This window comes from Acinetobacter sp. 251-1, from assembly GCF_030329305.1.
In the GTDB taxonomy this organism is placed as follows: domain Bacteria; phylum Pseudomonadota; class Gammaproteobacteria; order Pseudomonadales; family Moraxellaceae; genus Acinetobacter; species Acinetobacter piscicola_A.
Genome location: NZ_JACANS010000008.1, coordinates 15,930 through 39,158, shown reverse-complemented (window position 1 = coordinate 39,158; position 23,229 = coordinate 15,930). Strand labels below are relative to the sequence as shown.

The 23,229-nt window shown below is 38.8% G+C and carries 15 protein-coding genes; 8 read left to right on the top strand and 7 right to left on the bottom strand.

Translation table 11 applies throughout. The features are described from left to right. Positions 1-166 precede the first annotated feature (166 nt). A complete protein-coding gene (locus HX129_RS07920) occupies positions 167-430 on the top strand; it encodes an HP1242/YdcH family protein (protein WP_286435148.1) in 264 nt (87 codons plus the stop codon). A 12-nt stretch (positions 431-442) separates the two neighbouring features. On the opposite strand, the gene HX129_RS07915 is transcribed toward HX129_RS07920, so the two are convergent. Next, positions 443-1,666, bottom strand: a complete 1,224-nt coding sequence (locus HX129_RS07915; RefSeq protein ID WP_130074274.1) for a magnesium transporter CorA family protein — start codon at positions 1,664-1,666, stop codon at positions 443-445. 303 nt (positions 1,667-1,969) lie between these two features. Here HX129_RS07915 and HX129_RS07910 point away from each other — a divergent pair, with 303 nt between their 5' ends. Further along, complete coding sequence (locus tag HX129_RS07910) at positions 1,970-2,188, top strand: HP1242/YdcH family protein (protein ID WP_174493417.1); 219 nt, start codon at positions 1,970-1,972, stop codon at positions 2,186-2,188. Positions 2,189-2,254: 66 nt separating this feature from the next. Here the strand turns inward: HX129_RS07910 and pnp are convergent, their stop codons facing one another. Next, positions 2,255-4,342, bottom strand: a complete 2,088-nt coding sequence (pnp, locus tag HX129_RS07905) for a polyribonucleotide nucleotidyltransferase (RefSeq protein ID WP_286435153.1) — start codon at positions 4,340-4,342, stop codon at positions 2,255-2,257. A gap of 270 nt (positions 4,343-4,612) precedes the next feature. Further along, entirely contained in the window at positions 4,613-4,882 is a 270-nt protein-coding gene (rpsO, locus tag HX129_RS07900; protein ID WP_130074271.1) for a 30S ribosomal protein S15, read from the bottom strand. Between the two features lie 258 nt (positions 4,883-5,140). Here rpsO and HX129_RS07895 point away from each other — a divergent pair, with 258 nt between their 5' ends. Next, on the top strand, positions 5,141-6,439 hold the full coding sequence (locus tag HX129_RS07895) for a serine hydrolase domain-containing protein (protein ID WP_180047114.1): 1,299 nt from the start codon (positions 5,141-5,143) through the stop codon (positions 6,437-6,439). Between the two features lie 593 nt (positions 6,440-7,032). Here the strand turns inward: HX129_RS07895 and recD are convergent. The 3 genes from recD to HX129_RS07880 form a co-directional block, all read right to left on the bottom strand. Then, positions 7,033-8,799 (bottom strand): exodeoxyribonuclease V subunit alpha, encoded by a 1,767-nt coding sequence (recD, locus tag HX129_RS07890; RefSeq protein ID WP_286435154.1) that lies wholly within the window; start codon positions 8,797-8,799, stop codon positions 7,033-7,035. An 87-nt stretch (positions 8,800-8,886) separates the two neighbouring features. Continuing rightward, positions 8,887-12,681 carry a UvrD-helicase domain-containing protein gene (locus HX129_RS07885; RefSeq protein ID WP_286435155.1) on the bottom strand — a complete coding sequence of 1,265 codons (3,795 nt, stop codon included), beginning with the start codon at positions 12,679-12,681 and terminating at the stop codon, positions 8,887-8,889. A gap of 59 nt (positions 12,682-12,740) precedes the next feature. Then, entirely contained in the window at positions 12,741-16,529 is a 3,789-nt protein-coding gene (locus HX129_RS07880; RefSeq protein WP_286436142.1) for an exodeoxyribonuclease V subunit gamma, read from the bottom strand. 186 nt (positions 16,530-16,715) lie between these two features. On the opposite strand from HX129_RS07880, the gene HX129_RS07875 reads away from it, so the two are divergent. Next, complete coding sequence (locus HX129_RS07875) at positions 16,716-17,228, top strand: hypothetical protein (RefSeq protein WP_130074267.1); 513 nt, start codon at positions 16,716-16,718, stop codon at positions 17,226-17,228. Between the two features lie 122 nt (positions 17,229-17,350). Here HX129_RS07875 and pap read toward each other — a convergent pair whose 3' ends face one another. Then, positions 17,351-18,769, bottom strand: a complete 1,419-nt coding sequence (gene pap / locus HX129_RS07870) for a polyphosphate:AMP phosphotransferase (RefSeq protein ID WP_174493422.1) — start codon at positions 18,767-18,769, stop codon at positions 17,351-17,353. A gap of 237 nt (positions 18,770-19,006) precedes the next feature. On the opposite strand from pap, the gene HX129_RS07865 reads away from it, so the two are divergent. From HX129_RS07865 to HX129_RS07850, 4 genes are all read left to right on the top strand, one after another. Further along, the gene (locus HX129_RS07865; RefSeq protein WP_130074265.1) at positions 19,007-19,714 is read left to right on the top strand and encodes a DUF8198 family protein; all 708 of its coding nucleotides are present in this window, start codon (positions 19,007-19,009) and stop codon (positions 19,712-19,714) included. 170 nt (positions 19,715-19,884) lie between these two features. Then, positions 19,885-20,829, top strand: coding sequence for a bifunctional demethylmenaquinone methyltransferase/2-methoxy-6-polyprenyl-1,4-benzoquinol methylase UbiE (gene ubiE / locus HX129_RS07860; RefSeq protein ID WP_130074264.1), 945 nt, complete (start codon positions 19,885-19,887; stop codon positions 20,827-20,829). A 30-nt stretch (positions 20,830-20,859) separates the two neighbouring features. Continuing rightward, positions 20,860-21,525: a ubiquinone biosynthesis accessory factor UbiJ gene (locus HX129_RS07855; protein WP_180047125.1), complete on the top strand. Its 666-nt coding sequence runs from the start codon at positions 20,860-20,862 to the stop codon at positions 21,523-21,525. 18 nt (positions 21,526-21,543) lie between these two features. After that, on the top strand, positions 21,544-23,163 hold the full coding sequence (locus HX129_RS07850; RefSeq protein ID WP_286435150.1) for an ABC1 kinase family protein: 1,620 nt from the start codon (positions 21,544-21,546) through the stop codon (positions 23,161-23,163). Positions 23,164-23,229: the final 66 nt, after the last annotated feature.

Below are 23,229 nucleotides of genomic sequence, written 5' to 3'. Positions count from 1 at the left end.
TTTAAATCAATTAGAAATCAGCTCATCATCGGGATGTTAAATACATTCGTCATTAATTTGATTAATTCATTTCAAATTGTTAAATAAGGATGACAGGTGAAGATTTAACCTGTCATCATAGTCTTCTTATCAAATCAAAACTGGTATTAAGAGGTTATTTGCACCGATGAATTCCAAAATTATGAATAAGAAAATCAAACACATGTTTCCTGAACACAGTGAACTTGTAAATACGCTTAAAGATGAGAATCCACGATTTGCCAAGCTCTTTGAAGAGCATGATGAATTAGACAGAACCATCACGCATCTAGAGCTCGACCCAATTAATCATGTACATGATGATATCGAGGTTCTAAAGCGTAAAAAACTTAAAATTAAAGATGAACTCTATCTACTTTTACAAAAAGCATCTGTATTGCCCCCCAAATAATCTTATCGTGGCTTATTTCAGTTTTGTGATTTTTTCAACTTCTTTCATGGTTTGTTTAATCGGCTCATAGTCCAAAAACCATAACAGATTGACGTGTTGATTTTTATGTTGTTGCGCCAACATGTCAATCACACTTCTTTCACCACGCCCCACTAAATGTCTACGATAAAAATAAATTAACAATGCAACAGTACAAATCAACATGGCAGAAAGCATCAACCAAAAACCGATCGGACTTTTTAAGCCTGGAATAAACTCAAAGTTCATTCCATACACCCCTGTCAGCAATGTTAATGGTGCAAAAACAGCAGTAATAATCGCCAAAATACGCATATTTTCATTGGTTTGGTTGGATATCGCTGAAAAATGTAAATTAATTGCTGCTTGTATTGCACTGCTTAAACGTGATGTATATTTTTGAATTCGCTCTACATGGCTACTTAAATCATCAACGCGTACTAACATTAAATCTTGTTTATCTGATTTTTTCTTGCCTTTAAAATGGGAATAATTATCCACGATCTCATCGCGTAACTCCTGTAAAGCATCCATTTGTTCTTCACATAAATTTTCAATCTGTTGAAAAACCATCATTTCTTGAAAAAGCTGATGCCATTTAGAAAAACGTCGATTACCCTGTAACAAATCTTGTTGCCAATACTCAACCCGTCGCGTCAGTGGCTTTCTTAAATCTAAATAGCCATCAATCATACTATTGAGTAAACGCAATGCTAAATCTAAAGGCGTCGCAGGTAGTTTTCTAGGTTTATTTTGTTCCTCAAAATCTTTAGTCATAATATTCATAATACGGTTTAAATAACTTTCAAAAGCATAGTTACCCTTTTCATGAATACTGACCAACACATGCGGTGTAATGACAAAACTGATCGGAGAAGATGTTAATCCAAATACACTTTCATGCTGTTCAACCGCGGCTTCCCCACTCAAGATATGGTCATCTGGCGTAATAAGTTTACGAAAAATCAATAAATCATAATCTTCCATAGCATCAAAAGCACATGGATGCTCAAGATTTAAAATGTCACGAATATGATATTCATTTAAATGAATCCCTGTTAATTCAAAAATCTCTTTTTGCCAATCCTCACTGCGATTCACCACATCTTCACGCGTACAATCAATCCAAATAAATTGTTGCTCTGCCAAAGAGACAGGCTGATTTTGAATACAAATATAGCTTTGTTCTAAAGGTTGAAAAAAATAAAAAGTTTGCATAAATCATATTCTCAAACACAATTTTATTGACAAAAATTGGCGCTATTTTTAGAAAATTAATTCGCATATCTTACTGTAAATTAAACACTGACTTTATGCTGAATCCATGATTTTTTGTAGAGCAATAGTGCATGTTACAAAGGTTAAAAATACAGATACCTTAAAAATCTAGACGAATCCGCCATAATCCCATAATATATTTATGGGATAAAGGAAATCTGAAACCCACTCCAATATTCAGTCCATACGCGTCAGGTACAATCAAAAACAGAACAATATTTTTTAAACCTAAGAGGACGATATATGTTTCCAGAATACCGCAATTTAATTAGTCAACTTAAGCAAGATGATGCCCATTTCTCTAGAATTTTTGATGAGCATAATAAGTTAGATCATGAAATCATTCGCTTAGAACAAGATCCTATCACTCAAGGAATTGATACGATTGATGTTTTAAAAAGAAAGAAACTCAAACTTAAAGAGGAATTATATGAAATTTTACAAAAAGCAGATCAAAATTAATCTTTTGAGATAAATTTTAAAAAATAAAAAGTCCGCATCAAGCGGACTTTTTATTCAACTTACACATTAAGCTTGTGCAATGTCTTTCATTGTTAATTTGATACGACCACGATTGTCTACATCAGCAACTTGTACTTTGATTTCTTGACCTTCAGCAAGAACATCTGACACATTAGCGACACGTTCATTTGAAATTTGAGAAATGTGAAGTAAACCGTCAGTACCTGGAAGGATATTCACGAACGCACCGAATTCAACGATACGAATCACTTTACCTGTATAAATTGTACCTGGTTCAACTTCAGCAGTCAGTGCTTGGATTTTTGCAATTGCAGCTTGAGCAGCCGCTTTAGACTCACCAAATACACGTACTGTACCATTGTCTTCAATATCAATCGCAGCTTTGGTTTCTTCTGTGATTTGACGAATGGTTGCACCACCTTTACCGATCACATCACGGATTTTATCAGGATTGATGTTGATCACTTGGAATGTTGGAGCAAACATTGAAATTTCAGGACGCGCGCGTGAAATCACTTGGTTCATTGCATTAAGGATGTGCATACGACCTGCATACGCTTGGTTCAATGCAACTTCCATGATCTCTTCAGTAATACCTTCGATCTTGATGTCCATTTGAAGCGCAGTAATACCGTTTGCAGAACCTGCCACTTTAAAGTCCATGTCACCAAGGTGATCTTCGTCACCCAAGATGTCAGAAAGAACGGCAAAACGTTCGCCTTCTTTCACTAGACCCATTGCGATACCCGCAACTGGTGCTTTAAGTGGAACACCTGCATCCATAAGTGACAATGAAGCACCACATACAGAAGCCATTGAAGATGAACCGTTAGATTCAGTGATGTCAGATACGATACGGATGACGTACGGGAAGCGGTCAGCTGCAGGAAGAACAGCTTGAACACCACGACGTGCCAAACGACCATGACCGATTTCACGGCGTTTAGGACCAGACTCACGACCTGTTTCACCTACAGAGTATGCAGGGAAGTTGTAGTGAAGCATGAAGTTATCAGTTTTCGTACCTGCAAGGGTATCGACCATCAACGCATCACGTGTATTACCTAATGTCGTTGTCACTAATGCTTGAGTTTCACCACGTGTGAACAATGCAGAACCGTGTGCACGATCCAATACACCCACTTGTACATCAAGCGCACGAACAGTTTTAGTATCACGACCATCGATACGTGGCTTACCAGACAAGATATTGTCACGTACTGTACGATATTTAAGATCTTCGAATAATTCGTTTAATTCATCTGCAATGCCAGTTTCGTCGTTTTCTGGAACGAACTGAGCTACTGCTTCAGCATGAAGTGCATCAAGTGCAGCATAACGGTCTTGTTTCACTGCAATGGTGTAGGCTTCTGAGATTTTCGCTTCAAAAGATTCTTTTAATTTCGCACGAAGGTCTTCGTTTTTCGCTGGAGCAACCCAGTCAGACTCTTTCGCACCCGCAGCAGCTGCAAATTCTTTAATCGCTTGGATCGCGATTTGCATTTCGTCATGACCGAAAAGTACTGCGCCAAGCATTTGGTCTTCTGAAAGTTCTTTCGCTTCAGATTCAACCATGAGTACTGCAGATTCAGTACCCGCAACCACTAAATCTAAATCAGATTGAGCTTGTTGTTCAAAGTTCGGGTTAAGAACATATTCACCGTTGATTAAACCAACACGTGCCGCACCAATTGGACCACGGAAAGGAGTACCTGCAATGGCAAGTGCAGCAGAAGTACCTAACATTGCAGCAATGTCAGCTTCCATAGTTTTGTCAGAAGACACTACAGTTGCAGTCACTTGAATTTCGTTATAGTAACCTTCTGGAAACAATGGACGAATTGGACGGTCAATCAAACGAGAGATTAAAGTTTCAGCTTCTGAAGCACGACCTTCACGCTTACCATAACCGCCCGGGATACGACCCGCAGCATATTGTTTTTCTTGGTAGTTTACTGTAAGTGGGAAGAAGTCTTGACCTGCTTTTGCAGTCGGTTGAGCAACAACAGCAACTAAAACGGTTACGCCCCCCATAGTAATGACAACAGTATTTGCTTGACGCGCAACACGACCCGTTTCAAGTACAACATTGTAATGACCATATTGAAATTCTTTACGAACGATATTAAACATTGACATGTATTTTTGTTTCCTGGTTCTTTTGAACAGTTATTCTAGTGGAGACCCCTAAGGTTTGGCATTCACACCACCTCAACAGCTGGCAAATGACAAAGCTTAGAAGCCGACCTCACTAGACAATCATTTTATAAAACTTACGTTTTAGACACGAAGAAGGAGCGAATATTCGCCCCTTCCATTATCTAGCCAAAGCTAGACAGACTTTAGTTTTCAGCAATACAGCATTGCTCATGCAATAATCCGAAAATAAAAGTTTAAATCGAATTAACGACGTAAACCTAAAGCAGCAATCAAATCGCTGTAACGTGTAGTATCTTTACCTTTAAGGTAGTCAAGAAGTTTACGACGTTGGTTAACCATACGGATCAAACCACGACGGCTGTGATGATCGTGTTTGTGATCTTTGAAGTGACCTTGTAAATCATTGATTTGAGCAGTCAATAATGCTACTTGTACTTCAGGTGAACCAGTGTCATTTTCTGCACGAGCGAATTTTGCAATGATTTCTGCGCGATCTGCGTTTGTTAAAGCCATTCGATTTCTCCGAGATGCTTAAATAAGTATTTGATAAAAATCAATTTAATATTAAAAATTAAATTTGACTGCCGTGCATCACTACAGCAGTCGACTATTTTAAAGGAACTGCCCTGAGATTGCAAAATTATCGTCAGGATATTTCAGTTTTATCACGTTCTCTTTGCACATTTATGACAAGGTTAAGGCAGTTCGGACACTGACAATAATGGCACACAAAGGCAGACTAAACCTTAGAAAAATAAAATGGATCCAGTCGTGAAAACATTTTCAACCAACACCTGTTATGTACCCAAAGATTTAGGCCAAATTATACAGTCCAAACATGAGGTCTCAGCCGAACTCGGTGGTATGACCGAAAAGCAAGTCGATAAAATTTGGTCAAGTATTGAATCCCTTTATAAAACAGGTAATCACCCCTTGATTAGTATATGCCTTCGACGTAATGGACAAGTCATGCTCAATCGCAGCATTGGTTACGCACAAGGCAGCACAGCTCAAGGTTTGGCTGAAAATGCCATCATTGCCACACCAGACACACCAATCTGCCTATTTTCAGCATCGAAAATGATCACAGCAATGTTGATTCATATGTTAGATGAAACAGGTGAAATCAATTTACTTGATCCGATTAGTTACTATATTCCCGAATACGCTCAAAATGGCAAACGCCGTGCCACTATTTTTCACTTATTATCACATCGTGGTGGCATTCCTCGAGTAGAAGCCGAGGTCACTCCTGAGTTACTCTTTGATAAAGAAAAAATTTTACAACAGCTCTATGCATCGAAACCGATTTCACCAGCAGGTGCACACCTTGCTTATCATGCCGTGACCGCTGGCTATATTTTAGGTGAGCTGATTGAACGAGTAACAGGACAAGATATTCGACAATTTTTACATGAGAAAATTGAAAAACCGATGGATATGCCCTTTTTCAATTATGGCTTAAAACCAGAATTTCGTGATCAAGTTGCCCTCAATAGTGCAACAGGTATCCATCCAAAATTTGGAACTGACTTATATTTGAATCATGTTTTAGGTGGCGGTTTAGAATTAGCGGTGAATGTCACCAATGATCATCGTTTTATGGACACTGTTTGTCCTGCTGGCAATATTTATACCAATGCCGAGCAAGCCAATCGTTTTTTTGAAATGCTACTCAATGGCGGACAATATCGTGGTAAACAGATCATGAGCCCACGCACAGTTTTCCGTGCCACGCTACCGACATCCACGACAACCATTGATCGTACGATTTTAGCTCCCATGCGCTATGCACTCGGTCCTATGCTAGGCAGTAATCCTGTGGGAATTTTTGGGCCACATACTGGACAAGCATTTGGACACCTCGGTTTTTCAAATATCTTATGCTGGGCAGACCCTGAACGTGACATTAGTGTCAGTATTTTAAATACTGGCAAATCTGTGGTGGGTACTCATTTGGCGGCGCTTGCTAATGTACTGTTTCAAGTTTCTACACAATGCCCAAAAATTCGCAAAGAACAACGCCGTGGTTTGTTTGGGACAGATGCAACAGAAACGGATCAGGTCTAAAGTACAAATTCATGTGAATATTTTATTGAAAAAATATGAGAGCTTATTCATTACATCTAAATGATTTAAACTTCAATTAAGAAAAAGCCCTTAGATTACTCTAAGGGCTTTTTTTGCGCTGTAGTTTCTTATTTTGTCTTTCTTGTTTTTTTATTTATTTTTATAGTGATCTCATTTCACTTATAACTATATAGTGAGTCCTTTTGTTTATATATTTCCTTATGTACATATAATGCCACAATCAAAAATATGATGAAAGTCGCATTTATCTTATATTTTTGTAAGATATAACGTACATTGTGTATGTTTTATAACATTATTGTAAATACAGAAGATATAAAAAAGCCCTGTAGTCTCTCCCAAAACTACAAGGCTTAGCGGCTGTAAGTTTCCTCTTTTATACTTACATCATGTAAGTTCGCAGTCTCTCGACTTTAAATTATTGTTATTGTGCAATTTTGCTTAGTGTTCCTTACCAAGCTTCTTTATATAACCATCATCTCAAAAACTTTGATCTAGCTCTATGCGTCAATCTCTTGAATTAGTGTAAGCAATTTCTTACAAAACCAACATTATTTAATTAAGATTAATAATTAATATAAATTTTTAATTTTTTTAATCAACCCACTCTGTCTTTGTGTTGCTACAGTTAATGCTTGATGAAAAGCACCTGCCTCGACTAATAAGCTCACTACTGATTTTGCACGGGTAATGGCGGTATAAAGCAATTCTTGACTTAACGTTTTTTGTGCTGCGGCATCCAAAATGACCATCGTATGCTGAAACTCAGAACCTTGTGATTTATGAATGGTTAAAGCAAATGCTGTTTGAATTGATTTTGGTAAACGTGAAGCGACAATCCATTTATCTAGACTTGGAAAATACACTTCAAACTGCTCCAGGTCCTGACGATGTTTAAAGCAGATCCCAATATCACCATTAGATAAGCCCAATTGATAATCATTGTAATCCATCATCACAGGTCGACCTACATACCAGTCCCCTTGTCTATAAATCTGTGGAATGGCAGACAATAAGGTATTTTCCATTTCAGCATTAATGGCTTTCAAACCAAGACCACCATGGCGAACTGCAGTTAAAATGCGATACTGATCAAAAGCTTGAATTACTTTTTCTATTTGTTGAGGTGATTCAATATCCTCTAAATATGCCTTTAAACTATTAAAATAATCTTGAAAACCAAGTGCTAACTTTTGGTAATACGCCATATATAAATCATGGGGAATCTGTTCAGGTAAGTATTCCAATTGCACCACATCACGCATCTGTGCGCTGAGTTCAATTTTTTGTATCGGCTTTTGAGTCACAATATGCTGCTCAAAATCTTGTAAAAGTTGTGATTGAGAGTGTTCTACAAGGTGACTTTGTTGAATAAAATGCGCAAATTTTCCAATGGCTGCATCTTGTTTAAAACGGTGTGTGGTCACTAAATTTACCCGATTGTCTTGTAACATCGGAACACGTTGTAAATCCGCCAAGACTGAGCCAACATCGACAGAAGCTAATTGATTAGCATCTCCCAATAAAATCAAACGACAATTTTCAGGTACGGCTTCAAAGAGCATTGTTGCGAGATTTAAATCCAACATAGATGCTTCATCAACCACAATCACATCATAAGGTAAAGGCTGCGTTAAATGAAAACGTGGCATATGTTGATTGCCCAACCCCAATAATCCATGAATGGTGACAGGCTTAAACACGTCTAAACTCAACCCAAACCCTTGTAGTTTTGGATCACTCAAAGATTTTTGTAAGGCTTCGCCCATACGTTGTGCCGCTTTTCCTGTAGGGGCTGCCATTGCAATGCGAATATTGGGCAAAGCCTGATGTAAAACAGCAATAATACGTGCCAGTGTGTAAGTTTTACCTGTCCCAGGACCACCCGTAATAATATTAAATGCATTTTGCGAAACCATATTTAACGCATTTTTTTGATGTAAATCACTCAATAAATGATCAAAATCTTGCGTTGAAATCTGCTCAATATGTTGCTGTTTTAAGCGAATCACTTGCTGCGCTAAACGCTTTTCAAGTTGCCAATAACGGTACAAATACAAATATTCATCATCAAATACAAAAGGTGCAACACGCTCTTGTTGCTGATTTTTATCATGAATTTTATTTTCATCTATAAATAGTGGTGTGAGGTTGTCTACATTTTGCCTCTCGCGTTTTAGACAACTGTCTCCTTGTAAAGAAGTCATTAAGATTTCACTGATGATTTTAAATGAATCTTCATGTAATTTCTCATTATTTAAATACTGTTGTAACAGATAATTTGTCCAGTTGCTAACCCATTGAGGTAATTCATTTTCTAAATTTTGACTATTTTCCACACAGTTATCCTCAGAGTTATCTACAGAGTTTTCAACAAATTTATCCACAACATAGTTCATTGTTTATACAGAAATTCATCTAAATATTCATGCAATATTGCCAAGTTTATCCTCAGCAAAATAACCCAATATCGCGTCAAGCCTAAGAATAAATTCTGAATCAGGTCGCCAATAATAGTACCCTTGCCCAACTTCACCATTCATGCCACGTAGGTATAAATAACTTGCGCCACCTAAATGTTGATCAATCTGATAATGCTCAAGTTTAATGCTTAAGTAACGATGTAAGGCCACCAGATACAATGCGGCTTGTAACCAATAACTTGCGGAACTCATACTATTTTGAATAGCATCAGCGTTATAATGCTGCTGGTCTGTACCTAAAAAATTACTTTTATAGTCGGCAATGTGATAACGCTGACCATCAAAAAATACAAGGTCGATTGAACCATTCAAATATCGTGCTGAATTTGCACGATTAAATTCAGGCATTTGAATCTTTTGGGTATCTTTATATTCATCAAATAAGTCATAAATACGTTGAATGGCCAAGACCCGATCTGACAGTGCCAAATAAAATGGAAACTCCGCTAAATGTTCATGTGCTTGCAATTGTCCTAAACAAAAATGATCCAATAGGGGCGTATTCAAAACATCCTGTAACCATGCCATAACCCATTGAATGAGGGTATCTTCATGCTGCTGTTGCAACGCTTCACTCGGAAATGCCTGTTGATATTTTTCAATCAGCTCCGCCCATAATCCTGCATAGTCATTTTTAAAACGGCGGTGAATCTCTAAATGCCAAAATTGTCGGTTCTGAAAATCGATATGCTCAAAAATTTCATGTAAGAAATTCCCTGCGACTGTACCTTTGGGAAAATTAGCTTTGATCCATGCAATGGGTTGCACTGGCTGTGATGGATTGGCTGGATTGTTTTGCCATCCAAAATTTGCTTTTTCAGATTGTACTTCATCCGCAGCACGGTCTTGCCCATGTTCAAACACTGCCAAATGATCCTGCGCTTTTTGTCGTACTGAATGCTGAGCCAAAGCACTGAAACTGGTTTTTCCTCGTGGATAAAAACGTTGACTTGGAAAAGCTTGGGCAACAATGACAGGCTGAATCTCTGTTTCGATCTTTTTTAAACGTGGTGGACATTCTGTCAGTAAGGGTTCAACAACACTGCCGCAATGTTCAAAAGCTGCAGCAGGATGCCCACGCCAAAACGCAAGTCCTGTGGTCGATTTGGTTTTTAATTTGCCCTTTTTATCATATTGATCAAGATCATTACGCATCACGGCATAGACACGGTGACTTGCCCGCGTCAGTGCGACATACCATAAACGGTGATGTTCAGCTAAAGCACGCTCTTTATGATGTTGTTTTGCTAAGCTTTTGTCATCTTTATCTTCGGTATTTAAAGAAATGACTCGATGTTTTTCAATTTGATGATTGTCGTGATTCAATTGTTCAGTATGGGTAAAAATCAAAGAATTATCACTATTGAGGGCTTTGTCTGCACCCAATAAAAAGACCACATTAAACTCTAAACCTTTAGAAGCATGAATGGTCATCAACCTGATCCCTGCTGCATTGGACAATTTACGTTCTAACTCCCATTCTCGCTCCATTGGTGAAGTCAGTTGTTTTAAATACCAATGATAAAGATTTTGTGCACCTTGATATTCCTCACTATGTTGACTCAGCAGCTCAGTCAAATGACGTAAATTGACCACCACACGTTCATTATCACGGCTGCGTGTTGCGACTAATTTCGTCCAGACGGAAAATTGATGCAGCGTATATTGCCATGCTGTTAAAAAGCCTTGATTCAGCCACATTTCACGAATTAAATCGAACTGTTCAATATATTGACTCAAGCCATCAGCATGTTGTTCCAATTTAATCAAATCAGACAATTGAAAACCCAATAAACGACTCAGCAAAGCACGTTTTACTTTCGCCTCGTCATAAGGGTGCATAATCGCTGTCAATACAGCCCCAACATCACGGGCGATTTGACTGTCAAATACGCTCTGTTTAGATTCTCTATTGCATAAGATGCCATAAAACTGCAATGCGTTTTGCGCTGCATCTAAGTCACTTTTGCTCGGTGCTAAAATTGCAATATCGCTTTCATCTAAAGGGCGTTGTTGTCCTTTTTCCTGAAAATATAATGTCCCTTGAATACTTTGATTGAGTAAATCTCGAATCTTCCAAGCCACTTGCTCTGCTTCTTGTTCAGGCTTTTCCAATTGTAGCCAGCGTAAAGGCTGTAAATTTTCACTTTCACCTTGCATAAGTGCAGGATGCGGACGACTACCCGCTTGTACAGGTGGGTAAATCACCTGTTCTCCAAAATCCATTTGTCGTTGAAATAAGGCATCTACTGTTTCAACTAAGGGTTTGACCGAACGATGGTTATAAATCAGGTTATATTCATGCCCGTCTTTACCAAAGACATCTTGATGTGCCTTTAAGAACGTCAACATATCACCACCACGGAAACCATAAATAGCCTGTTTACGGTCACCGACCATGATCATACAGCCTTGTTTGACACGACTGGGATGGCGCCAAATTTGTGCCAACATATCATCCTGATCTTGGTTGGTGTCTTGAAATTCATCCACTAAAATTAAGGGATAACGTGCATGTACAAAAGTCGCAAAACGTTGTCCCTGCTCACCTTGCAACGCTTCAGCCAGTGTCCGAATTTGCTGTGCAAAGGTAGTTTCACCTTTTTGTTGTAAAACTTGTGGTAAGCGTTTTTTAACTTCCTGAACCAAATGGATATTTAACTGTTCTTCTACTTTGGTTAAAGCACCTTTAAACGCATGATAAATTTCAAAAAAAATAGTGAATGCACGAATGACAGGATGAAAATTAAAATCATCATACACTTGCTGTGGAATTTTTTTGGTTTTTGCAGTACTTAACGTTTTTTGGGTTAATTTTTCTAAAAGACTGAGGGTTTGACTGTATTTTTCATCAAAAAGTACCGCATAACCGTTTTCTTTGAGTTTTTCGATCAAGAGGGGCAAGTCGTTAAACAATAAAGACTTCATCACACCTGGCTCGCTCCAAGGTTTAAGGAACTTATCCGCTGAAATACTCTCTAACTCATAATAAGGTGAAAGCTTCGAAATAGTACTCAAATCCACTGCGACCAAATCAGCAACAGCTTGTTTTAACTGATTAAAATCAATATTAACATCTTGAGATTGCAATATTTTTGCATTGCTAAAATTAAGCGTTTTATCGACAAGATCAATGTAGCCATCTTGAGATTTTAGCTTTTTATTGACGACTAAATAATCCACCACTTCTTGTGGTTGTGCTTGAATCCATTCTCGTAGCACATCGTGAATGAGTTGATGACTATAACTTTTTGCATCATCGGTAATTTCAGCCCGTTCAATCTTGCCACTTTCAAAGGCAAATTCACGCAATAACTTTTGACTAAAACTGTCCAATGTCCCCACAAATAATTCATCTAACTGATCAATAACCAATTTCAAACGCTCACAAGCATAGGCAACTTGTGTCGCAAAAGTCAGTAATAATTTGGCAAATAATGGATCTTTTTCCTTTTGTGCTTTAAGCAATATTTCTTGTTCGCTCAAGTCACGACAAGCATCAAAATAACGATACGTTTCCTGTAAACGCGCACGAATACGACTCTTTAACTCCGCTGCCGCTTTACGGGTAAATGTCGTCGCAATCACTTGGCGAGGAAGATATTTTTCAAGAAAAATCCGCACCATTAGACTCGATAATGTATAGGTTTTCCCTGTCCCTGCCGATGCTTCAATCCAATGCAAACCTGAAAAATGCAAATCTGCAATTGGTTCATTCGAAATCTTTTTATTCAGCATACTGGTCTTTATAAAACTCTGATGAACAACAGTGTTGGCAGAAGTGTGCTCAGTCATGATTATTCCTCTGCAACTTTTTGATGTTGATAAATCGGTTGATATAAGTCGTAGGCAAACAGATCACAAGCATGTTGCAGCAAAGCTGTTGCGTCTTGTTCCTGTAAAATAAACTGCCAGTCTCTGTGTTTTTTACTCGACTCTGTTCGATCCAAACTATACGTCAGGAACGCATCGCTTTTATTCCATTCTTTTAATACAGCATCAATGCTATTCAACACCCATTGCCCTGCTTCATTCCGAGTCCATTCCACTTCCTGCTCTGCATTCATCACCAATAAATCTTGGCTATTTGCTTTCTTCGTCATCAATAATTCAGCAGGTAAAACCAAAGGTTCAGCCTGACCATAAACATAGGCTTTAAACCATGCCAATAAATACGCCTTAGCTTGCGCCGAAGTTAACCCTGTGTTGACAATGGTGGCATCACTAAATATTGTAATACGTTGTAAACCCTGTGCTTGTTCACCTGCTAAATTTAAATAGCTCAGCCATAGCAAATATTCAAGCCATACTTTGGTACGCCGTGTACCCCTTGCACTTGCAGCATCCAAACTGATCCAATGCCCAGCATGTTGTTTCGGCACCGTGATATTCATCACCACATTATTTTCAATACACCATTGCCGTTGCGTAGTCGCTGTTACTTCAGCTGCATACAGATGCAAACGTTCTTTTAAACGCTCCTGTTCAACCAAACTCATTTGCCATGCACTGTATTGCACTTTACCAATCGGCAATTGATCTTGTAATAATCCAATATCAGCCATTAAATTTGATTCACAATCAACATGGTCTGCATGCACTGCATTTTGTTTTTGTAGAAAATGTCGAATTTGATATTTTGCCAAACCATCAAGCACCAAGGGTTCATTTAATGCAGGGATATCTTCCGCGCGTAGATTTTCCACACCCAAAGTTTTCAGATATAACCGTGCAGGGAATGTAACATCCTGAATCCATTGTGCTGCATCCAACACCGTGATGTTTTCTTGCACCATAGGATAAGGTGTATTCACCCAAGCTTCTCGCGGTGACAAATTTGCCGTTTGCTGAATTTTTTGTGCCACTGCAAACCATTGATCTTGATAACGTAACTGATCTGTAGAGGTAAAACCACTTGGGTCAAACGGTTGTAAGTGATGTACATGATATAAAGACTGAATTTGTTCAGGAATTTCAATACCTTCTTTTTCAATCATCCGATCAGCACGCTCAAGGGATGGTTTGTCAGATGGATCATGCCTCATATCATCAGGCGATTGTGCAATCAATGCGATATGATTGATCAATTCTTGTAATACGCTCGATGGATCACGTACTTCACCATCACTGACGTCAAAGCCATTATAAAATAACCACAGATTTTCCTGCGCAAGCAATAAAGCATCTAAAAATGCGCCTTGATCATCATCCAAACGTGAACGATCACCCAATTGTGGTTTTAAAATTTCCATTAAATCAAAAGGTAAATGAGTATTTCGATTTGGAAATTTGCCACTATCCAAATTCAACATCACAATCAATTTATAAGGTAATGGTCGAATTTGCCCAATTTGGCTAAAAGTAATCTGTCCTGTCGGTAAAGCCTGATCAAATTGTCCTTCCAACACATTTTGAATTTCATGCAACAAATAAGGCAAAGGTAGATCGATATTACGCAGCACTGCTATATCTTGCGCATCATGCTGTGGTGCATTACGCTGATCATAATAATTTGCCAAAGTCAGCATACGTTCTTGTTTTTTGACAATTTCACGCACCGATTTTAAAGCCTCAACCCCACATTGCTCAAACTCAACAATGTCTTGCATCAAACGTTTTAACCATGATTCAACATGGATTTTTTGCTGAGATAAAGTAGACGTTTCATGTGCAATCATCCACTCACGGCGCGCGGCAAAATCCTGATAAATCTCGATCAAGGTCGCAATCAGTTCAAAATCACTCGGCAATACTTGCGCATAACTTAATGTATCGCCCTGTGGATGAGAAAAAATGGTATGTTCAGGAATAGCAACACCCAATGCCAAACGATCTAGCGCATATTTAAAACTAAAGCGATAATCGGTATCGTCAGCACTTAAAGTACGCTGTAAATGCACTGCATCCAAACCACGTTTAAAGCCTGCATTAATCAATAACGCAACCATACGTTCAGTATTGGAAATGTCCAAGCCATAACGCAATTGGGTGGCATTCAAACTCAGCCAATCCGCGAAATCTTCAACACTGAAACGCCCTTGCACCAACTGAATCCGCCCCAACACTGCTCGCCATGCATTGACTGCATCAAGCTGTATAACCCCTGCAATTTTGACAGGTAAATAAACACTATCTTGGTTGGGAATATGCGGAAAAATACTGCGAACCAATGGTTCAATTTGTTTTAAATCCGGTGCTAACACCAAAATATCACTTGGACGATGTGGATTGTCCACTGTGCCCTGCGCTAACCAATGGATGAGTTGATCTTTCAATACTTCCAACTGACGCAATGCCGAATGACAAACATGAATTTGAATCGAATCATCCTCTTTAGCAATCGGATAAGCATGTGGTTCAGGTTCAACCAAATACAAAATATCGGACTGTAATTTGGTCAGTAAATTTTTCGGTTCTTCATCGACAAATGCATCAATCCACTGCCCTTCTTCACCTGAAGACAAATTGGAAAGAATCGAGAAATGGTCACGCGCTTGCTTACCAAAACGAGTCAGCAAGGGATGACGAGACTCACGAATTTCAGCATTAAAATTTAACGTAAATTCATCAAAAAACTTTTGAATATCGGCATCTGTGGCTTTGGGATATTTGGCAATAAAACGTTCTTTCACCCTTAAATCGTATTGTTTTTTCCAGTTCGGATCGACACTGTCTGCCCAATATTCTTGTGAGGGGTTGTAGTGCAAAATCACCACATCCACATATTGCCCCAAACGTCTTAAAAACTGCAACTGACTGGGTGGTAAGTCCAATAAGGTAAACACAATCAACTGGTCAGGTAATTTTTTCAGGGCTTGTGGTCGTTTCGCGGGATCATCCATAACTTGCCAAAAATCCGCATCAATCCCTTGCATTTCAACAAAGTCTTCATGAAAGGTGTGTTGCCACAACCAGCGCTGCCAATGTTCCAACTCTTGGGCTTGATTTAACGTAAAAGCCGAAACTTGTTGCTGAGTCTTAAAAAATTGTTGTTCTAAATCAAGTTCCTGACCACGCCCCCATTGCCCTAACCAATTGCTTGGACAATGACATAACTCACCGCAGCCTCGCTGACAATCCCCTCGATATTGCATATAGTTACTGAACAATTTCGAGACTTGTTCTGCAGTCCAATACAACATGCTTTGTTTTTTCAGTTGTTTTTCCAAACCATGGTCCAGCTGTGCAGCTGCATCATAAATCCGTTGAATAATACCAAATAATGGATGATCTTCTGCAAGTGTATTGTCCTCGGCAACAATAAAGCCTTTTAAGGTTTGATAAATACGCCACTTCATAATCAAACGGGGAATATTGGCTTTACGGACTTTATCTTTATCCTCCAAAACTTGCTGATATGCAAACCACTGAAAGCCACGAATACGCTGATGAAAGATGGTATTGGCACTCATGCCTTGCTGTTCTGCCATTTTTTGGCTCAGCCATTCTTCAATTGCAGGACTAGGAACAATAAAATGTTGTGGCTTTAGGACAGAAAAAGGGTCATTTGAGACAACATGGGTGCTTTTTAAAACCCCCTGAACCAAGACCTCTATTGATTGGCTTTGAATAACATGAATTGCCATAATCCCTCAACCATTTTGCTACTTATTGTTCTGTTTATGCACAAAAACATAAACATTCGCCACTATACAACTGCATCATACTATGGCATTTTTACTGCATTATTTGGAAATAACTTTATTATTTCAAGCTAAAATAATGCAACCGCATAAATACGATAAATAGTTTGAATTACAGGTAGATATTTTATGAAAATTGATAAAATCCCAGACTCCATTGACCCAAGTCTAAACCTAGAAACTGTTCGAAATGAATGTTTAGAACTCGTCAAAAAACGTGCTTATTTTTCAGCAGGTGCTGCGATTATTCCCGTCCCATTTTTTGATGTCGTGATCGATGTGGGAATTTTGTCGCAATTAATCCCTGAAATTAATGCCCGTTTTGGTTTAGCCCCTGAGCAAATCAGTGTATATGACCCAAAAACCAAACAGATTCATTGGAATGAACTACGTAAACGTGGCTTTGAGTTTTCAGGTCTAGTGGTGGCACGTACTGCGGTTAAATCCTCACTCAATAATGTTGCAGCCAAAGTCATTACCAAACAAGTGACCAAATTTATTCCTTTGGGTGGTTCAATCATTGCGGCAAGTTTGGGTTATATCGTGATGAAAAAAGTGGCTGAAGCCCATGTAGATGAATGTTATAAATTAGCAAAAGGCATTCAAAACAAACAAAAAGAAAAGATTGTGCAATATTCTTAATGTCTTAATTGAAAAAGCGGATGATTAATCCGCTTTTTTTTGCATGAGATAAAGTGTTATTCAACAGTATATTTGGCAATAGTACGATAAATATACTAGATTCAAAAACGCCTACCTAGCTCTCAATCTGCTTTCAATTGCTTTAAAATGGTCTTTAAAATTTCAATACGTGCTGTGTATTTATCATTGGTTGAAATCACATGCCACGGTGCATAAAACGTATGTGTGCGTTGCAACATATCTGCTGCGGCATTCAAATAATCATCCCAATGGCTACGATTGCGCCAATCATCTTCTGTAATTTTAAAACGCTTATGTGGTGTTTCTTCTCGTGCTTTAAAACGTGCTTCTTGTTCATCTTTGCTAATGGCAAGCCAAAACTTCACAATGACATATTGATTATCAGTTAAGTCTTTTTCAAAACGATTAATTTCATCATAGGCACGTTGCCACTCAACAGGTGTGGCAAAACCTTCGATGCGTTCGACCAAGACACGCCCGTACCATGTACGATCAAAAATCGAGATCTTCTCATCTTCCAATAATTTTGTCCAAAAGCGCCATAAATAAGGACGTGCTAATTCATATTTTTCAGGTGCTGCAATGGTATAAATGCCGTATTCTCGTGGGTCTAACTTTTTAACAATCCGCTTAATTGCCCCACCTTTACCCGCAGCATCCATCCCCTCAAAGGTAATAATCACTTTACGCCCATCAAAACGCATGGCTTCCGCGACTTTCTTGGTCAGCTTTTTCAACTCGTTTTGATAGTCTGACTCATCCATTGCATCACTTGAAACGTCAAGTAATGCTTTAGGCACTTCTGCTTGCTGCCATTTTTCTTTGACTTGTGTGGCATAGCTTGGCAAATGCTGCAAGTTTTTTAAAATATATTGCGCAAACTGCTGATCCCGCATTTCTTCATTTTCACAGTCAATCACCATCCAATCATCGGTAAAACGCTGACGTAATTTTTGCACATTGTCATATTGTTTTTTATTGCGCCAATCTAAACCGTGTAATTTGTGCCAACGTTGGTCTTCAGCATCCATTTTATCTAAGCGTTTTTGTAATGATTTCCATGACAAATCAAACCAAACTTTGATGACATCAACATGATTATTTTTTAAATCCTGTTCAAAGGCATTCATTTGTGAGACATAAGCATCGAACAAGGTATCATCCATGGGTGCAGAAACATGCAAAGCTGTGGACAATAAGTCACTGTACCAATTCCCAAACATCACTAAAATCTGCCCTTCAGCAGGAATATAACGCGCGTATGGCTGCCAAAAGGCTTGATCTTTTTGCATCATATACGGAGGATCAGCTTTGACTCGTAAATATCGAGGATCAACCCACTCACGCAGTTGTTTCACTGCTTCGCCCTTACCCGCAAGTTCAATGCCACTGACCAAAATCACCAAACTTTTGGCATTTTTTTGTCCTCGCGTATTTTTCAAAGCATATTGTGCTTCGATCAGATCCAAAGACAGTTGATTGGGATCAACCAATTCACATGCGGATTCAGTTATTTTCATAAATAGGCTCTTTTCTTATGTTTTCATTATACTTTTTTAAGTTTACAAAGATTTGCTCTGCCTGCACACATTTTTTGTATCAGTTTTTATAGCAAAATATGCCTCTTATATTTTCAATTACACTCTAAATCAAGCACCAACTGACTTAATTTCAGTCATTTTCATATCATATCGTCATGGTTGTTCAGATAAACTGTGATTATGATTTTCTTGAATATATAGAAATTGAGTTCACACATGTCTAAACTCGCAGCACTTGACCAACTTTTAGAAGAATATAAGCAGTTAAATTATCATCAAAATCCTGTACTTAAAAAACGTTTGCATGAAGCACAAGATTGGTTAAAAGCACGTATTTTAGCAACCCATACTGAGTTATTTAACCGCAAAGAAAATAAACTCATGGCAGACTATTTTATTCACCGTCTCTATGGTGGTCCTGATTTTGATGATTTAGCCATTCAAATTGAACGTTTGTTAAAATATGCACACAAAGCGGAAAAAATCATTCCTGAAAATGCCATCCAAACAGGTTTAAAATCAGTTGGTTTGGCTGTATTAGCAATGCGACTTGATGAGCAAGTTGCAGCGCAACTGTTACAAGATTATCCCATAGATCAATCGATTGATGATGAAATGATGCGCTTAACCTTAATCAAGCTTGACCAACATGATGCCCGTTTACAACAATTGGGCTTATTGGATGATTTAGGAGCTGCATTGGACAAATACATGCGTTCATTTATCATGCATACTGCTTTTAAAATGTGTAAAGGCACCGCACATAAGTATCAATTTGATTTGATGTATGACTTTATTGGTGAAGGTTTTACTGCAATGAAACCAATGAAATCTGCGGCTGATTTTATTCATGCATTTACAGTCAAAGAACGTGAAATTGTCAATAATGTACATTCAGGACAAGCCAATCCTTTTAGAATATGATAAGGTTTTATGATCGAATTGACGACATAAACGCCATATTTTCTATAATATTATTTGGGGTTTAACATTAACCTTAAATTTTGCATGATCGGCACTGTAAAAAATCACAGAATCTGTCATCATGCAAAATATGGCAAGATTTCTTATTTTTGTGTTCAGGAGTGACTCACGTGTCGGATGAAAACCAAAAGCCAAGCCAAGCAGCTGAATCGGCAACAAATACAGACAAAGTCAGTCCATTCTTAACAGAACCATTACCGCAAGGTGCGCCACAAGGTCAGCAACAATCTTTACAACAACAGTTGACCGATACCCCTGTTTCAGGAACAGTACCCAAATATAATCTGCCACGTGGTGCCAATACAGGCAATGTCGGCGCAACCACGCATTTCGGGTATCAAACCGTCAACAGTGAAGATAAAGCACAAAAAGTGGCTGAAGTATTCCATTCTGTTGCAGCCAAATACGACATCATGAATGACTTAATGTCATTTGGTATTCACCGTTTATGGAAACGCTTTGCGATCAATATGTCTGGTGTGCGCCGTGGTCAGCGCGTGCTTGATATCGCAGGCGGTACTGGTGACTTGGCTAAAGTATTTAGCCGTGAAGTCGGTCCTACCGGTCATGTGGTTCTATCAGATATTAATGAATCCATGCTCAATGTCGGTCGTGACCGTCTGATTGATGCAGGTTGTACCAATGTTGATTTTGTCTTAGCAAATGCTGAAACCTTAGAGCCATTTGAAGACAATAGTTTTGACCTACTAACCATCAGTTTTGGTCTACGTAATGTGACCGATAAAGATGCAGCCCTTGCAGCCATGTACCGTGTGCTTAAGCCGGGTGGTCGTTTACTGATTTTAGAATTTTCTAAACCTGTGTTTGAGCCATTCTCAAAATTGTATGATCTGTATTCATTCACGGCATTGCCAATCATGGGTAAAATCGTGGCGAATGACTCAGAAAGCTATAAATATTTAGCTGAATCCATCCGTATGCACCCTGACCAACGTACCTTAAAAGGCATGATGGAAAATGCAGGCTTCCAAAATACCGATTACCATAACTTAACGGGTGGAATTGTTGCGGTACACCGCGGCTTCAAACTATAAGTTTCCCCCAAATAGCATAAAGGTTGAATTATGTGGTCCATTCTGGCACTGGGTGCAGTTGAACGACTCATCAATCAATTTATCAATCTGGATGCGATCACTCGTATTCAGTTCAATCAATTACAAGACAAGTTGCTGCGTGTAGTGATTGATTCACCACAGCTGTCTGTAGATGTATTTTTTGATGAAAATAAAGTCCGTTTAGAACCGACTGTGACAGGTAAAAGTGAAACACCTTCGGTTTTTGAGCAACGTCCTTTTGATCAAAATACGGTCATCACGGAAGCAACTGCAACCTTGCATGTAAAAAGCATCGTTGAATTGGCAAAGCTATTTTTAGCTGATGATATTGGCAATATTCCATTGCAAGGTGATTATCATTTATTGCAGGATATTCAACGTATTATCCAACAGGCCGAGCCTGATTTAGCGTCACATTTAAGCCCGTGGATTGGTCCTGCATTGGCACATGAAATTGCCAAAATTCAGCTTGCACCGAAGCATTTAAAGCGTTCCCTGCAAAGTCATTTATTCTTTGCCGAGGATTTTTTAAAAGAAGACACAGGCTTATTTGCACCACGTTGGCAAATGGATGATCTGCAACAAGATACCCGTCAACTCAATCAGAATATCGATCGACTTGAAGCTAAAATTCAGCAGCTACAGCAACAACTCAACCCCACTACTCCCTCTTAACATCAGGTAATGTAATTTATGATTCCGCATATTAGCCGTTTACTCGAACTTTGGCGCATCGCCGCGCACTATAGACTCGACACACTGGTTCCTGCGGAAGAATTACCTGAAAAAGCCCGCCATGCTTTGTCGCTTATTCGTATGCACCCTGCAGCATGGTCAAGTAAAGAGAAAAAGAATCCTCTCAAGCTCAAAGAGGCTTTGGAGCAAATGGGTCCTTTGGCAATTAAAATGGGGCAATTGCTCTCAACACGCCGTGATTTAATTCCACCTGAAATTCTACAGCAATTGGTTTTATTACAAGATCGAGTGAAACCATTCGGTGTTGATGTTGCCAAAACCCGTATTGAAGAATCCTTAAAAGCCAATATTACGACACTTTTTGCTCGTTTTGATGAGCAACCTTTGGCTGCGGCATCTATTGCGCAAGTGCATACTGCGGCTTTGCATGATGGTCGCGAAGTGGTGGTCAAAGTTACCCGTCCTGACATTCGCAGCCAAATTTTAGAAGATTTTGAAATTCTCAGATGGCTCGGTGCAAGCTTAGAAAAACGACTTGAAGCTGCTCGTGCGGTTCATATTTCAGAAATTATCGAGAACTATCGTCAAGTCATTTTAAATGAACTGGATCTGACTTTAGAAGCGGATAACACACGCCGTATGCGCCATTACTTCACAGGCTCAAGCATGATGTATGTGCCTGAAGTGTATATGGACAGCAAAGATGTGATGGTGGCTGAACGCATTACAGGCGTACCAATTTCAGATATTGAAACCTTTGAAAAACTCGGCATGGATCGTAAAGATCTAGCTGAAAAAGGTTTAACCATTTTCTTTACCCAAGTGTTCCGTGACAACTTTTTCCATGCCGACATGCATCCGGGAAATGTCTTTGTTGAAACCCTGAATCCGAGCAAACCTCGTTATATTGCACTCGACTGTGCAATTATGGGTGAGTTGTCTAAGTCCGATCAGATGACCGTTGCCCGTATGTTACTTGCGGTCATGAACAGCGACTTTATGCAACTGATTCAGATTGTGCATCAAGCAGGTTGGATTCCACCGGGAACCGATCAAGATGCTTTAGCCCGTGAAATGCGTCGTACAGTTGGACCTATGGTGTCCAAACCGATGCATGAATTGGACTTTGCAGGCATCCTGATTCAGGTCATGGATATTGCACGTCGTTTCCATTTGGAAATCCCACCACAACTGATGTTATTACTGAAAACATTGGTACATGTAGAAGGTTTAGGCACAGACCTTTATCCTGATTTGGACATTTGGAGTCTAGCAAAACCGATTCTAACCGAATGGGTTAAAGCGCAAATGAATCCACAGAAAAACTTAAAAGAATTGGGACAAAAAATTCCTGATTTACTTTTAGGTGCGCAAGATTTCCCAACGCTGATGATCGACAGTTTAAATGGTTTAAAAAATCAGTCGGCATGGCATGCTAAACAGCTACATGAATTACAAATGATGCGTTTGGAAGTGGAACATCAACAAAAACGTAGTTGGATGTTCGGCAGTATCATGGCGATTTTCTTATCTATTGCGATTATTGCACCGTGGTATATTTCTATTGTGTTGATTGTATTGGCAAGTGTTTTAGCCGTTTGGCGGATTGCAAAGTAAATTAAGAAAAGCATCAAAAATCACATCAAAACTGGTGTGATTTTTAAATCAGAAATACAAAGATAA

Coding starts and splice junctions, on each gene's coding strand:
- HX129_RS07920 (WP_286435148.1), top strand. CDS start 167: ATGAATTCCAAAATTATGAATAAGAAAATCAAACACATGTTTCCTGAA.
- HX129_RS07915 (WP_130074274.1), bottom strand. CDS start 1,666: ATGCAAACTTTTTATTTTTTTCAACCTTTAGAACAAAGCTATATTTGT.
- HX129_RS07910 (WP_174493417.1), top strand. CDS start 1,970: ATGTTTCCAGAATACCGCAATTTAATTAGTCAACTTAAGCAAGATGAT.
- pnp (WP_286435153.1), bottom strand. CDS start 4,342: ATGTTTAATATCGTTCGTAAAGAATTTCAATATGGTCATTACAATGTT.
- rpsO (WP_130074271.1), bottom strand. CDS start 4,882: ATGGCTTTAACAAACGCAGATCGCGCAGAAATCATTGCAAAATTCGCT.
- HX129_RS07885 (WP_286435155.1), bottom strand. CDS start 12,681: ATGCTGAATAAAAAGATTTCGAATGAACCAATTGCAGATTTGCATTTT.
- HX129_RS07880 (WP_286436142.1), bottom strand. CDS start 16,529: ATGGCAATTCATGTTATTCAAAGCCAATCAATAGAGGTCTTGGTTCAG.
- HX129_RS07875 (WP_130074267.1), top strand. CDS start 16,716: ATGAAAATTGATAAAATCCCAGACTCCATTGACCCAAGTCTAAACCTA.
- pap (WP_174493422.1), bottom strand. CDS start 18,769: ATGAAAATAACTGAATCCGCATGTGAATTGGTTGATCCCAATCAACTG.
- HX129_RS07865 (WP_130074265.1), top strand. CDS start 19,007: ATGTCTAAACTCGCAGCACTTGACCAACTTTTAGAAGAATATAAGCAG.
- HX129_RS07855 (WP_180047125.1), top strand. CDS start 20,860: ATGTGGTCCATTCTGGCACTGGGTGCAGTTGAACGACTCATCAATCAA.
- HX129_RS07850 (WP_286435150.1), top strand. CDS start 21,544: ATGATTCCGCATATTAGCCGTTTACTCGAACTTTGGCGCATCGCCGCG.